The following is a 13,114-nucleotide window of genomic DNA, read 5'->3' as shown; positions in this document are numbered from 1 at the left end:
CCACCGCCCACCCCACCCGGCTGGGCCGCGGTGATCATGGAGTTGGCGACGCGGCCGTCGGCGTGTCGCGCCGCCAACCTCATGATCGACGAGAGTGGATGGGGTGGGGTGGACGGGGTGTGGGGCGGGTGGGGTTTGGGTGGGTGGGTGGGTGTCGTATGGGTCTGATGGGATGAGCTGATGCAGGCGTACCGGTTGGTGCGGCGGCCCGGAGGGCCGGCGCGGGGGGACGGGACGACGCCTGACAGCGCTTCCGTGCTCGCCAACGGCGGCACGTCCGGAGGCGGTGTCGGCGCGTCGGGTGGACCCGATGGCGTGGCCGGGCCCGAGCTGGCCGTCGGCGGTGGCTGGCGGGCCGATCCGGTGCAGGCCGAGGTGGTCGGGCACACCGACGGGCCGATGCTCGTGCTCGGCGGCCCGGGCACCGGCAAGACCAGCACGCTGGTCGAGGCGGTCGCCGCCCGGGTGGCCGAGGGGGTCGACCCCGAACGGATCCTGGTGCTGACCTTCGGCCGTCGGGGCGCCACCGCACTGCGACAGCGCATCGAGGCCCGGATCGCGCAGGACGGCCACCGGGTGCTGCGCGAGCCGCTGGTGCGCACCTTCCCGGCGTACGCCTTCGGGTTGCTCCGCCGCGCCGCCGCCGAGCGGGGCGAACCGTCGCCCCGGCTGCTCACCGGCCCCGAGCAGGATCTGATCATCCGTGAGCTGCTGGACGTGGTGGGCGAGGAGCCCGAGGACGACCCGGTCGGCTGGCCCACCGACCTGCGCCCCGCCCTGCGCACCCGGGCGTTCGCCGGCCAACTGCGCGACCTGCTCATGCGCGCCGCCGAGCGCGGCGTGGGCCCGATCGACCTGGCCCGCCTGGGTGAGAAGCTCGGCCGCGCCGACTGGCCGGCCGCCGCGCGCTTCCTGCGGGAGTACGTCGCCGTGCTCGCGCTACGCGACGTCAGCAACCGGGGCTCCATCGCGTACGACCCGGCGGAGCTGGTCCGGGCGGCCACCGGGCTGCTGCGCGACGACGAGGAGTTGCTGGCCGCCGAGCGTCGTCGGCTCGCGTACGTCTACCTCGACGAGCTGGCCGACACCGACCCCGCCCAACTGGAGCTGCTCTCGGTCATCGCCGGTGGTGGCAAGTCGCTTGTCGCGTTCGCCGACCCGGACTCCTCCACGTACGCCTTCCGGGGCGCCGACCCGGCCGGGGTGGCGACGTTCCCGCACCGGTTCCGGACGGCATCCGGTGCGCCGGCCGCGCAGGTGCTGCTGACCACGTCGTACCGGGCCGGGCCGGGTCTGCTCGCGGCGATCGCCCGGCTGGGTCGCCGGCTGCGGGGTCCGGCCGCGCACCGCCGGCTGCACCCCCTGCCGGACGCGCCACCCGGCGTGGTCGAGGTGCACACCTTCCGTTCGGCGACCAGCGAGGCCGCCTGGCTGGCCCACGCGCTGCGCTCGGCCCACCTGCTCGACGGCGTGCCCTGGTCACGGATGGCGGTGCTGGTGCGGTCCACCGCGTTGCAGCTGCCGACCCTGCGACGGGCGCTGCACGCTGCCGGCGTACCAACCGTGGTGCACGGTGAGGATCTGCCCCTGCACCTGCAACCGGCGGTCGCGCCGCTGCTGCTCCTGCTGCGCTGCGCGCTGGAGCCGGAACGACTCGACGAGGAGTCGGCCGTCGCGCTGCTGCACTCGCCGCTCGGCGGCGCCGACCCGCTGGCCGAGCGGCGGCTGCGGCAGGGCCTGCGCGCGCTCGCGTTGGCCGGCGGTGACCGACGCCCCTCCGGGGAGCTGATCGTCGAGGCGTTGCAGGATCCGGAGGAGTTGTCCGGCATCGAACGGCGCTGGGCCGAGCCGGCGCAGGCGGTGGCCGGGCTGCTGGCCATCGCACGGGAAGCCGCCGCCCGGCCGGGTGCGACCGCCGAGGACGTGCTCTGGGCCGTCTGGCACGCCAGTGGTCTCGCCGAGCGGTGGGCCGGCGCGATCAACCAGGGGCGCCCGGAGGCCGGCGAGGGCGACCTGGCCCGGCGTCGGCGGGCCGAGGCTGCCGACCGCGACCTGGACGCCGTGCTGGTCCTCTTCGACGCGGCGGCCCGGTTCACCGACCGGCTGCCCGGCGCGCGTACCGAGGTCTTCCTCGACCACGTGCTCGCCCAGGACCTGCCGGCCGACACCATCGCCCCGACCGCCGACCGGGGTGCGGCGGTACGCCTGCTCACCGCGCACGCCGCGAAGGGCCTGGAATGGGACCTGGTCGCGGTGGCCGGCGTGCAGGAGGGCATCTGGCCGGACCTGCGGCTGCGCGGCAGCCTGCTCGGCTCCGAGCGACTCGTCGACGTGCTGGCCGGCCGGTCGGTCGACGGGGCGACAGCGGCGAACGTGGTGGGTCAGACCTCGGCGTTGCTGGACGAGGAGCGTCGACTCTTCCACGTCGCCATCAGTCGGGCCCGGCACCGGCTGCTGGTCAGCGCCGTGGCGTCGGCCGCCGTCGGCGGGGACGACCACGAGGAGCAGCCCAGCCGGTTCCTGCACGAGCTGGGCCCGAGCACACCGCCACCGACCCCGCCGAGCACGCCGCCCACACCGCCGACGGCGCCCGGCCCGCCGCCCGGTCCCCGCACCGAGCCGTCCTCCGGCGGCACCGCCGGCACCGGCGGCGCTGCGGTGGGCGAGACCGGCGACGAGGAGCCGGACCGCCCCGGGGCACTGCCGGTGACCCGTCCACCCCGGGCGCTCACCCTGCCGGCGTTGGTAGCGGAACTGCGTACCGCCATCACCGACCCGGCGGCCCCGGCGGCCCGGCGGCGCGCCGCGGCGGCCGAGCTGGCCCGGCTCGCCGCCGCCGGGGTGCCCGGCGCGCACCCCGACGACTGGTGGGGGTTGCGGGTGCTCTCCGACGACCGGCCGCTAGTCGACGACGGCGACCCGGTGCGGGTGACTCCGTCGGCCATGGAGAGCGCGCTGCGGTGCAGCCTGCGCTGGCTGCTGGAACGGCACGGCGGTAGCGGCCCGACCAGCACCGCGCAGGGGGTGGGCAACCTGGTGCACGCGGCCGCGATGCTCGCCGAGGACGCCAGTGCCGACCGGGGCGCGCTGCTCGACTACGTGGCCGCGCGGTTCGACGCGATCGAGCTGGCGGCCCGGTGGATGGCCGGGCCGGAGCGGGAACGCGCCGAGGCGATGGTCGACAAGCTGCTGCGCTGGCTGGCCACCAACCCGCGCCGGTTGCTCGCCATCGAGCACGAGTTCGCCGTCCGCCTGGACGACCCGAACCGGCCCATCGACCTGACCGGCCGGGTCGACCGGCTGGAGGTCGACGAGGCCGGACGGCTCGTGGTGATCGACTTGAAGACCGGCAAGTCCACCGCCGTCACCGGCACCGACCTGGCGGAGCACCCGCAGCTCGGCGCCTACCAGGCGGCGGTGGAGGCGGGGGCGTTCGCCGAGTTCGGCGACGAGTCCGGGGGCGCCGCGCTGGTGCAGCTCGGGACCTCCGCCAAGGACGCCAGGGAGCAGAATCAGCCCGCTGCCAGCGAGGGGCCGGCGGCCGGTTGGGCGACGGCGCTGGTCCGGCGGACCGCCGATACGATGGCAGCCGCCACGTTCGCCGCGGTGGCCAACTCGAAGTGCCGGGTCTGCCCGGTGCGCACCAGCTGCCCGGTCTCCGGGCAGGGTCGCCAGGTCGTCGAGCCGCCCACCGTCCGACGCACAGGTGAGGGCGAGGAGTGAGCTTGCGAGCCCAGTCGCGACCTGGGACGGCACCCGTGAGGGCGAGGAGTGCGCCGGTGTTGGGAACCGAGACGGCACGGTGAGTCAGCCCACCCTGTTCGGCGCGGGCCCCGCGCCGACGCCCCGACTCGCGGACTCCGGCCCCCGGTACACACCGGTGGAGCTGGCCAAGCTGCTGCGGTTGCCGGCGCCCACCCGGGAGCAGGCCGCGATCATCGCCGCCCCGGTGGAGCCGCTGCTGGTGGTCGCGGGCGCCGGGTCGGGCAAGACCGAGACGATGGCCGCCCGGGTGGTCTGGCTGGTGGCCAACTCGTACGTGCGGCCGGAGCAGATCCTCGGGCTGACCTTCACCCGCAAGGCGGCCGGCGAGCTGGCCCATCGGGTACGGACCCGGCTCGACCAGCTGATCCGCCGACTCGGCCGGCAGGGACGGGACCCGCTGGGCGATCCGCTCGCGGGTGAGCCCACCGTCTCCACCTACCACTCGTACGCGGGACGGATCGTCACCGAGCACGGGCTGCGGGCCGGTTACGAGCCGTCCACCCGGCTGCTCACCGAGGCGTCCCGCTGGCAGTTGGTCGACCTGCTGGTGCGCAACTACGACGGCGACATGTCCGAGGTGGACCGGATGCCGAGCACCATCACCGACGCGGTGCTGGCGCTGGCCGGGGAGCTGGACGAGCATCTGGTCGCGCCGGACGACCTGGCGGCCTGGACCGGCCGGTTCTTCGCCGAGGTGCAGTCCCGGCCGGGTCGGGTGTACGCGGACGTGCGCAAGGCGCTCACCCTCCAGCAGACCCGGTTGCGCCTGTTGCCGCTGGTGCGGGCGTACGCCCGGCGCAAGGAGGACTTCGAGGCGATGGACTTCGCCGACCAGCTCGCCCGGGCGGCCCGGGTGGCCCGGGACCACCCGGGGGTCGGCGTGATCGAGCGGGACCGCTTCCGGGTGGTGCTGCTCGACGAGTACCAGGACACCAGCCACGCCCAGGTGGTGTTGCTCAACGCGCTGTTCGGTGGCGGGCACCCGGTGACCGCGGTGGGCGACCCGTGCCAGTCGATCTACGGCTGGCGGGGGGCCAGCGCGGGCACCCTGGACCGGTTCCCCACCGAGTTCGCCCGCGCCAACGGTGAGCCGGCCCCGGCGCTGGGGCTCACCACGAGTTGGCGCAACCGCCCGGAGATCCTCCGGGTGGCGAACGCGCTCTCCACCCCGCTGCGGGCGGCGGGTGCCCGGGTGCCGGAGCTGCGCTCCGCGCTGACCGTCCGGGACCCGATCCCGCACCGCAGCCCGGGCGGCGCGGCCGGCGGCACTGTGCACTGCGCCATGCTGCCCACGTACGCCGACGAGGCCGACTGGATCGCCGACAGCGTGCTCGCCGCCTGGCGTGGGGCGGCCGGGATGCCGGGCGCGGCCCCGGAACACATCCCGGTGGACCGCCGTCCGACGACCGCCGTGCTGGTCCGGGTGCGCAGCCAGATCCCGGCGATCGAGTCGGCGCTGCGTGAGCGGGGCCTACCGGTCGAGGTGGTAGGGCTGGGCGGCCTGCTGGACACCCCCGAGGTACGCGACGTGGTCTGCACGCTGCGGGTCCTGGCTGACCCGACCGATGGCGCCGCGCTGCTGCGGTTGCTCACCGGCGCCCGTTGGCGGATCGGGCCACGTGACCTGGTGGCGTTGCACCGGCGGGCCCGGGCCATCGCGAACGCCCGGCGACAGGTGGCCGCCGACGAGGCCTCGGAGATCAGCCCAGACCTGTTGGACGAGGCGACGCTGGTGGAGGCGTTGGCCGACCTCGGGCCGGCGCAGGCGTACTCGGCGGAGGGGTTCGCGCGGCTGCGCGCGTACGGCCGGGAGCTGGCGCTGCTGCGCTACCGGCTGGATCAGGCGCTGCCGGACCTGATCGCGGACATCGAGCGGACCATCGGCCTGGACGTGGAGGTCGCGGTGCGGGCCGGCCGGGACGGCGCCGGCGACGCGGGCCTGGCCCGGGGGCATCTGGACGCGCTCGGCGACGTGGCGGCCCGGTTCAGCGGGGAGACGCCCGGGGCGACCCTGTCCGGGTTCCTGTCCTACCTGGCCGCCGCCGAGGACGAGGAGCGCGGTCTGGCGCCGGGCGAGGTCGAGGTGGTGGAGGGCGCGGTGCAGGTGGTCACCGCGCACGCCGCCAAGGGCCTGGAGTGGGACGTGGTGGCGGTGGCCGGGCTCAGTCGTGGGCTGTGGCCGGGGCCGGTCCGCAACTCCGACCACTGGCTGGGTGGGCTGGGCGTGCTGCCGTTCCCACTGCGCGGCGACGCCGACGGGCTGCCCGAGTTGGCGCTCGACGAGGCGGGGGACCAGCGGGCCGTGGCGCGGGCGGTGACCGACTTCACCGACGCGTGGCGGGCCCACGACGAGCGGGAGGAACGCCGGCTGACGTACGTGGCGGTCACCCGGCCGCGCCGGCTGCTGCTCTGCTCCGGTTACTGGTGGGGGGAGGGCACGAAGCGACCGCGAGGTCCGTCGGTCTTCCTGCGTGAGGTGTACGACGCCTGCCTCGACGGCGGTCCGGGGCACCTGATCGACGCGTGGGCGCCGGAGCCGACTCCCGACGCGACGAACCCCACGGCCGAGGTGGTGCTGCGCGCGGAGTGGCCGGCGGACCCGCTGGGCGGTCGCCGGCCGGCGTTGGCCGAGGCGGCCGGGCTGGTGCGTCGCCTGATGGCCGACGGTCCGGCGGCGGCGCTTTCCGGGCCGGTCGGGCCGGTGCTCGCCGGGCCGGTCACGCCGACCGGATCGACGGCCGAGCCGGTCGAGCCGGCCGAGCCGGAGGTTGATCCGGAGGTGGCGCGGTGGCAGCGCGAGGCGGACCTGCTGTTGGCGGAGCGCGCCGAGCTGACCCGGCTCTCCGGTGCGGTCGAGGTGGCGCTGCCCGGGGCGCTGAGCGTCACCCAGTTGGTCGCGCTGCGGCGTGATCCGGCGGCGCTGGCCCGTACGCTGCGTCGCCCGGTGCCGGCCGAACCCAACCCCTACGCCCGTCGAGGCACCGCCTTCCACGCCTGGTTGGAGCAGCGCTTCGGCGCCGACCGACTGTTGGACCTGGACGAACTGCCCGGCGCGGCCGACGCCGATGCCGCACCCGACGAGGCGCTGGTCGAGCTCCAGGAGCGGTTCCTGGCCAGCGAGTGGGCCGACCGGTCACCGGTGGAGGTGGAGGTGCCGTTCGCCACGGTGATCGCCGGCGTGGTGGTGCGGGGCCGGATGGACGCGGTCTTCGCCCGGCCGGGTGGTCGGTTCGACGTGGTCGACTGGAAGACCGGCGCGCAGCCCACCGGGCCGGCGGCCGACGTGGCCGCCGTGCAGCTGGCGGTGTACCGGCTGGCCTGGGCGGAGTTGGCCGGCGTGCCGGTCGACCGGGTGGGCGCGGCGTTCCACTACGTTCGGCACGGGGTGACCGTCCGGCCCGCCGACCTGTTGGATGTGACCGGCCTCACGGCCATGATCGCCCAGTTGCCCGAGGATTCTGCCCAACATTGACCATGGCGGGGAAAACCGTGGTAGGTTGACCGGGTTGCAGTTTTGGTTACCAGAGACTCTGTGTGCGCCTGGCGGGATTGTGGCCCCAGGCGCTCTTTGTTGTGTCCGGAGTTCTCCGGGCGGGGCGACCAGAAGCGACAGGCGATTCGCGCATCCCCGCGCGGAGCGCTCCTCTTCGGGCAGGCAACAAGTGCGTGTCCGACGTTCCGTCAAGGAGACGAAACACATGGCTATTGGCACCGTGAAGTGGTTCAACGCTGACAAGGGCTTCGGCTTCATCACCCCGGACGGCGGCGGCGCTGACGTCTTCGCCCACTTCTCGGCGATCCAGTCCTCCGGCTACCGGAGCCTGGACGAGAACCAGCGGGTCGAGTTCGAGGTGACCCAGGGCCAGAAGGGCCCGCAGGCGGAGAACATCCGCCCGCTCTGATCTTCGGATCGGTCAGCATTACCTGTCGCGCCCTCCGGGTGTGACGGTGACGGGACCGGCCCGCCTCGCCGCCGCCTGCTCACGCAGGCGGCGGCCCGGCGGCGGGCCGGCCCGTACTCCAATCGGTTCGTGCTTGTGAGTCCTGGCTGCCTTGCGCCGCCGGTTGACAGCGCCGACTTCGGCGCCCTCCCTCGACACGTTCCGCGTCGAGGAAGGCTCGTTTCCGCATGACCACAGTTATTCCTTCTTTCGCTCATACCGGTCTGGCGCCGGCGCTGCTCACCGCGCTGACCGCGCAGGGCATCACCGAGCCATTCCCGATCCAGACGGCGACGCTGCCCGACTCGCTCGCCGGCCGGGACGTGCTGGGCCGGGGTCGTACCGGCTCCGGCAAGACCCTCGCCTTCGGGCTTCCGCTGCTGTCGCGCACCGCCGGCCGTAAGGCCCGGCCGGGTCGCCCGCTGGCCCTGGTGCTCGTGCCGACCCGTGAGCTGGCCCAGCAGGTCACCACCGCGCTGGCCCCGTACGCCCGCGCTGTCGGGCTGCGCTGCACCACGGTCGTCGGCGGCCTGTCGTTGCAGCGGCAGGCGGACGCCCTGCGCGCTGGCGCCGAGGTGGTCGTCGCGACCCCCGGCCGGCTGCACGATCTGATCAACCGTGGCGACGCCCGACTCGACCAGGTCGAAATCACCGTGCTGGACGAGGCCGACCAGATGGCCGACATGGGCTTCCTGCCGCAGGTCACCAAGCTGCTGGAGCAGGTCGCGCCGCAGGGGCAGCGGATGCTGTTCTCCGCCACCCTGGACGGCGGTGTGGACCGGCTGGTCCGCCGCTTCCTGAGCAACCCGGTGACCCACTCGGTGGACCCGGGCACGGCCACCGTCACCGCGATGACCCACCACGTGCTGCACGTCGACGCGCTGGACAAGCCCGACGCGCTGACCCGGATCGCCGCCCGTGAGGGCCGCACCATCCTGTTCATGGGCACCAAGCACCGCGCCGACCGGCTGGCCCGCCAGCTGCTCTCCAAGGGCGTACGCGCGGCCGCGCTGCACGGTGGCAAGTCCCAGCCGCAGCGCACCCGGATCCTGGAGCAGTTCCGCAACGGTCAGGTGACCGCCCTGGTCGCCACCGACGTGGCGGCCCGTGGCATCCACGTGGACGGCCTGGACATGGTGGTCAACGTGGACCCGCCGACCGAGGCGAAGGACTACCTGCACCGGGGCGGCCGTACCGCCCGGGCCGGCGAGTCCGGTTCCGTGGTCACCCTGGTCCTGCCGGAGCAGCGCCGGGACGTGTCCCGGCTGATGGCCACCGCCGGTATCCGGCCCGAGTCGGTCCAGGTGCGCCTGGGTGACGGGGCGCTGGCCCGGGTGACCGGTGCCCGCGAGCCGTCCGGTGTGCCGGTGACCATCGTCGCTCCGCCGGCGCCGGCCTCTCGGGCCCGTACCTCCGGCGGCTCGGCCGCCGATGGTGGCGCCCGTCCGGCGCACCGCGCGTCGGGCCGGTCCCGTCGCCCGCGTCGCCCGCGTACCGTCTGATCTTCTGCGCGTCGACCGACCCGTCCCGCTTCGGCGGGGCGGGTCGGTTTTGTCTGCGCGGTGTTGCGGGCCGGTCGGCTGTCCGTGCGGTCCGACCGGTCAGCCGGCCGCGCCGGGTGGCCCACTCTGCTGAGTCGGTAATCAGCCTCTGCTGGGTCGGCTGGCCGACTGCGCCCCGGCCGTTCGTGGTCGAGGCTGACCGACGGGGGAAGTCGGGCGGGGGGCCCGGCACGGGAGGGGTGACCATGGCGGGCGAAGCCGGCTCGGGCGCACTGCGTGAACTGATCCTGGTGGTCGCGGTCGCGCTCGCCGGGTTGTTGCTCGCCATGGTTGCGGCCTTCGCGCCCTGGCATGCCACCCCGGCGGGTAACGCTCCCGCCGGTCTGGTGGAGCTGCACAGTCCTGGCGACCCGGGCCTCGGCCCGGCGACCGCACACGTGGGCTGAGCAGCGACCGGCCTACCGGTGCCGACGGAGGGGCAGGCCCGGTCAGGATCGGTACGAGGTGTGGTCGGGTCGGCGGGGCACCGGCCCGACCACATCGCCATCGGGCCCTCCTCGGTGTGCTCGAGCACGACGCACCAGCCCAAGATCGCGCTCGATCCAGGAAGTAGGCCCCTCGCCACGCGGGCGAGGCCACTACATCAATGATCGAGCGCGATCATGCGAGCGGTGCGTCGGTGCTGACCGCACTCGGGGCGTGGGTGAGCAGGTCGGCCAGGGTGGTGCTGTCGACCACCGTGGCGATCGCCCCGTGCACCGCCAGCCAGACGTCGGTGAGCCCGGCGGCCACTCCGTGATAGCCGGCCCGCTCGGCCGGCAGACCGCGCACCGTGGTGAGCGAGCCGCCGACCGCACGCAGCACGTCTCCGACGGTGATCTCGTCGGGTGGGCGGGTCAGCGCGTACCCGCCGTCGGCGCCGCGATGGCTGTGCAGCAGACCGGCCCGGCGCAGGTCGAGCAGGATGCCCTGCAGGAAGCTGAGCGGGATGTCCTGCACCTCGGCCAGGCTGGCCGCCTTCACCAACTCGCCGACCCGGTCGCCGTCGCCGCCACCACCGGCGGCGGCGACGGCGAGCATCGCCCGGAGCGCGTAGTCGCTGCGCGCGGAGACGAACACGTCACTGACCAGCCTGGTCCAGTACGCCCCAGCGGCGCCGGATCGCCTTGTCCGCCGCGCCGAACGCGGCGTCCACGACGAGGCCGACGACCAGGATGACGATCATCGTGGAGAGCAGCCAGGGCGCGTCGGACAACTCGCGGGAGTAGGTGAGCTGGGCGCCGAGCGAGGTCTGCGAGATACCGCTCACGAGCAGCTCACCGGCCATCAGGCTGCGCCAGGAGAAGGCCCAGCCCTGCTTGAGGCCGGCGACGATCGCCGGCAGGGCGGCCGGCGCGATGACGTACCGGTAGAGGTTGAGCCCTCGGGCGCCCAGGTTGCGGCCGGCGCGCACCAGCAGCGGAGGCACGTAGTCCACCCCGGAGATCACCCCGTTCGCGATGGACGGCGCCGCGCCGAGCACCACCACGAAGAAGATCGCCTTCTCGCTCAGCTCGAAGAGCAGGATGGCCAGCGGGAACCAGGCGATCGACGGCATGGTCTGCAATGCGGTGATCATCGAGCCGATGGCGGCGCGCAGCACCGTGGACCGGGCCACGGCGAGGCCGAGCAGCAGGCCGACGGCGACCGAGAAGACGTACCCGAGGGCGGCCCGTTGCAGCGTGGTGAGCAGGCCGTCCCAGAGCTGCGGGCCCTGGGCCTGGGCCACCAGCTCGCGGCCGACCTCCAGCGGTGGCGGCAGTGAGTACGGCGGCTTCCAGCCCGTCCAGACCACGATCTGCCAGGCGGCGATGGCGATGGCCAGCGCGGCGAGCTTGGGCCAGGTGGCCGCCCAGATCCGGGCGCCGCGGGAGACCTCCTTGTCCCGGCCGGCGATCTCCAGCGCGTCGAGGCCGGTGATCTCCGCGTCGGTACGCGCCGAACTGGTGAGGGTGTCACTGGCCATGGCGGCCCACCTCCGTACGGAGCCGCTCGGTGACCTCGGCGGCGATGGCGGCGACCTCGGGGGAGTCGATCCGGCGGGGGCGCGGGATGTCCACCTCGGTGGAGTAGATGATCCGGCCGGGTCGGCTGGAGAGCAGGATGATCCGGTCGGCCAGCCGGGCCGCCTCGCGGACGTTGTGCGTCACGAAGAGCACCGAGAGTTTGCGCTCGGACCAGATCCGTTCCAGCTCGTCGTGCAGGATGTCCCGGGTCATCGCGTCCAGCGCGCCGAACGGCTCGTCCATCAGCAGCACCGGGGTGTCCAGGGCCAGCGTGCGGGCCAGCGCGACCCGTTGCCGCATTCCGCCGGAGAGCTCGTGCGGGCGCTTACGGCCGAAGTCCGCCAGGTGCACAGTGCGCAGCAGCTCGGCGACCCGCTCGCGGCGCTGGGCCCGGGGCAGTCGGCGCAGCTTGAGGGGCACCTCCACATTGGCGTCGACGGTCAGCCACGGGAAGAGCGCCGGCTCCTGGAACATCAGGCCCGGGTTGGCGTCGCCGGCCAGGGTGATCTGCCCACCGCTGACCCGGTCCAGCCCGGCGACCAGGTTGAGCAGGGTGCTCTTGCCGCAGCCGGACGCGCCGACCAGGCAGACGAACTCGCCGGGTGCGACGTCCAGCGAGACACCGTCCAGGGCCAGGACTGCGTTCGCCCCGCGCCCGTACACCTTGGTCACGCCGGAGAGCGCGACCGCGGTGGTCGCGCTCTGCGGCGTCGTCGTGGTCGACGTCATGGCTGGACGACCTCGGGCTTGCCCTGCGCCTTGAGCGCGTTGTTGAGGTACTTCAGGTCGTACAGGCCCTTGAGGTCCACCGGCTCGGTCAGCCCGACGTCGACGGCGTGGTCGAGCCCGGCCTTGAGGGAGGACGAGATCGGGTCGTTCGTGAACTCCAACGTCGGCCACGCCTGCTTGATCAGCTTCAGGTCCAGCGGCTTTCCGGTGATCTTGCCGATCGCGTCGGAGATGGCCTGCTGCGCCTCGTCGGGCTTGCTGTTGACGAACTCGTTGGCGGCCACCTGGCCGTCCACCAGCTTCTGCACCACGTCCGGGTGTGCCTTGAGGAACTTCGTGCTCACCAGCAGGTTGGTGATGACGAACTTCTTGTCCGGCCACAGGTCGCGCTCGTCGACCAGCACCTTGCCGCCGGCGTTGACCAGGCGGGAGACGAACGGCTCGGGCACCCAGGCGCCGTCGATCGCGCCGCTGTTGAACGTCTCGACCGTCTGGGCGTTCTCCTGCGGCACGATCTTGACGTCACCGCCACCCTCCTTGGTGGTGGTGAGGCCCTGTTGCTTGAGCCAGTACCGGATCGCCACGTCCTGGGTGTTGCCCAACTGCGGAGTGGCGATCTTCTTGCCCTTCAGATCCTGCGCGCCGGCGATGCCGGGCTTGACGACCAGCGCCACGCCGCCGGACGCCGCTCCGGAGATGACCCGGACGGCCTCCCCCTTGGACTTCGAGAAGGCGTTCACTGTCGGGTTCGGACCGATGTAGGTGGCGTCCAGCGCACCGGAGAAGACCGCCTCGATGGCGGCCGGGCCGGCATTGAAGGTCTTCGGGTCCAGCTTGACGTTGGTGCCGAGCTTTTCCGCGAAGATGCCCTTCTCCACGCCGACGACCGCCGGCGCGTGGGTGATGTTGGGGAAGTAGCCGAGGCGCAGCGTCACCGGGCCGGAGTTGCCGCCCGCGCCCTCGCTGTCGTCGCCGCACGCGGCGGTGCTGCCCAGGGTCGCCGCGCCGAGGGCGGCGAGGGTGGCCAGGGTGACCAACCGGCGCAGGGGGAGCCGTCTCATCGTCCATCCAATCCGCAGTATTCCTACTTAGTTGGTAGGAAGGGTGGGCCAGGGCGCGGTCAGCGTCAAGG

Annotated in this window: 9 protein-coding genes; 5 read left to right on the top strand and 4 right to left on the bottom strand. The window is 73.7% G+C overall.

Annotated features, from left to right (window positions below; genetic code table 11):
* Positions 1–180 precede the first annotated feature (180 nt).
* The 5 genes from GA0070561_RS25785 to GA0070561_RS25765 all read left to right on the top strand — a co-directional run bounded on the left by GA0070561_RS25785 (position 181) and on the right by GA0070561_RS25765 (position 9,654).
* Positions 181–3,723, top strand: a complete 3,543-nt coding sequence (locus GA0070561_RS25785; RefSeq protein WP_091406175.1) for an ATP-dependent helicase — start codon at positions 181–183, stop codon at positions 3,721–3,723.
* A gap of 79 nt (positions 3,724–3,802) precedes the next feature.
* Positions 3,803–7,237 carry an ATP-dependent helicase gene (locus GA0070561_RS25780; RefSeq protein WP_091406173.1) on the top strand — a complete coding sequence of 1,145 codons (3,435 nt, stop codon included), beginning with the start codon at positions 3,803–3,805 and terminating at the stop codon, positions 7,235–7,237.
* Positions 7,238–7,463: 226 nt separating this feature from the next.
* The gene (gene cspE / locus GA0070561_RS25775) at positions 7,464–7,667 is read left to right on the top strand and encodes a transcription antiterminator/RNA stability regulator CspE (protein ID WP_007464836.1); all 204 of its coding nucleotides are present in this window, start codon (positions 7,464–7,466) and stop codon (positions 7,665–7,667) included.
* A gap of 227 nt (positions 7,668–7,894) precedes the next feature.
* Positions 7,895–9,208 carry a DEAD/DEAH box helicase gene (locus GA0070561_RS25770; RefSeq protein WP_091406172.1) on the top strand — a complete coding sequence of 438 codons (1,314 nt, stop codon included), beginning with the start codon at positions 7,895–7,897 and terminating at the stop codon, positions 9,206–9,208.
* 245 nt (positions 9,209–9,453) lie between these two features.
* Positions 9,454–9,654 carry a hypothetical protein gene (locus GA0070561_RS25765; protein ID WP_091406170.1) on the top strand — a complete coding sequence of 67 codons (201 nt, stop codon included), beginning with the start codon at positions 9,454–9,456 and terminating at the stop codon, positions 9,652–9,654.
* A 214-nt stretch (positions 9,655–9,868) separates the two neighbouring features.
* Here GA0070561_RS25765 and GA0070561_RS25760 read toward each other — a convergent pair whose 3' ends face one another.
* The 4 genes from GA0070561_RS25760 to GA0070561_RS25745 are packed head-to-tail and all read right to left on the bottom strand — an operon-like array spanning position 9,869 to position 13,043.
* Complete coding sequence (locus GA0070561_RS25760; RefSeq protein ID WP_091406168.1) at positions 9,869–10,327, bottom strand: RrF2 family transcriptional regulator; 459 nt, start codon at positions 10,325–10,327, stop codon at positions 9,869–9,871.
* Between the two features lies 1 nt (position 10,328).
* A complete protein-coding gene (locus tag GA0070561_RS25755) occupies positions 10,329–11,213 on the bottom strand; it encodes an ABC transporter permease (RefSeq protein ID WP_091406165.1) in 885 nt (294 codons plus the stop codon).
* Positions 11,203–11,982 carry an ABC transporter ATP-binding protein gene (locus GA0070561_RS25750; protein ID WP_091406162.1) on the bottom strand — a complete coding sequence of 260 codons (780 nt, stop codon included), beginning with the start codon at positions 11,980–11,982 and terminating at the stop codon, positions 11,203–11,205. Before GA0070561_RS25750 ends, GA0070561_RS25755 begins: the two co-directional genes overlap by 11 nt.
* The gene (locus GA0070561_RS25745) at positions 11,979–13,043 is read right to left on the bottom strand and encodes an ABC transporter substrate-binding protein (RefSeq protein ID WP_091406160.1); all 1,065 of its coding nucleotides are present in this window, start codon (positions 13,041–13,043) and stop codon (positions 11,979–11,981) included. Before GA0070561_RS25745 ends, GA0070561_RS25750 begins: the two co-directional genes overlap by 4 nt.
* Between the last annotated feature and the right edge of the window lie 71 nt (positions 13,044–13,114).

The organism is Micromonospora saelicesensis (assembly GCF_900091575.1).
In the GTDB taxonomy this organism is placed as follows: Bacteria; Actinomycetota; Actinomycetes; order Mycobacteriales; family Micromonosporaceae; genus Micromonospora; species Micromonospora saelicesensis.
The sequence above is the reverse complement of the archived record's forward strand: the minus strand, read 5'-3'. Positions and strand labels throughout refer to the sequence as shown.

Coding starts and splice junctions, on each gene's coding strand:
- GA0070561_RS25785 (WP_091406175.1), top strand. CDS start 181: ATGCAGGCGTACCGGTTGGTGCGGCGGCCCGGAGGGCCGGCGCGGGGG.
- cspE (WP_007464836.1), top strand. CDS start 7,464: ATGGCTATTGGCACCGTGAAGTGGTTCAACGCTGACAAGGGCTTCGGC.
- GA0070561_RS25770 (WP_091406172.1), top strand. CDS start 7,895: ATGACCACAGTTATTCCTTCTTTCGCTCATACCGGTCTGGCGCCGGCG.
- GA0070561_RS25765 (WP_091406170.1), top strand. CDS start 9,454: ATGGCGGGCGAAGCCGGCTCGGGCGCACTGCGTGAACTGATCCTGGTG.
- GA0070561_RS25755 (WP_091406165.1), bottom strand. CDS start 11,213: ATGGCCAGTGACACCCTCACCAGTTCGGCGCGTACCGACGCGGAGATC.
- GA0070561_RS25750 (WP_091406162.1), bottom strand. CDS start 11,982: ATGACGTCGACCACGACGACGCCGCAGAGCGCGACCACCGCGGTCGCG.
- GA0070561_RS25745 (WP_091406160.1), bottom strand. CDS start 13,043: ATGAGACGGCTCCCCCTGCGCCGGTTGGTCACCCTGGCCACCCTCGCC.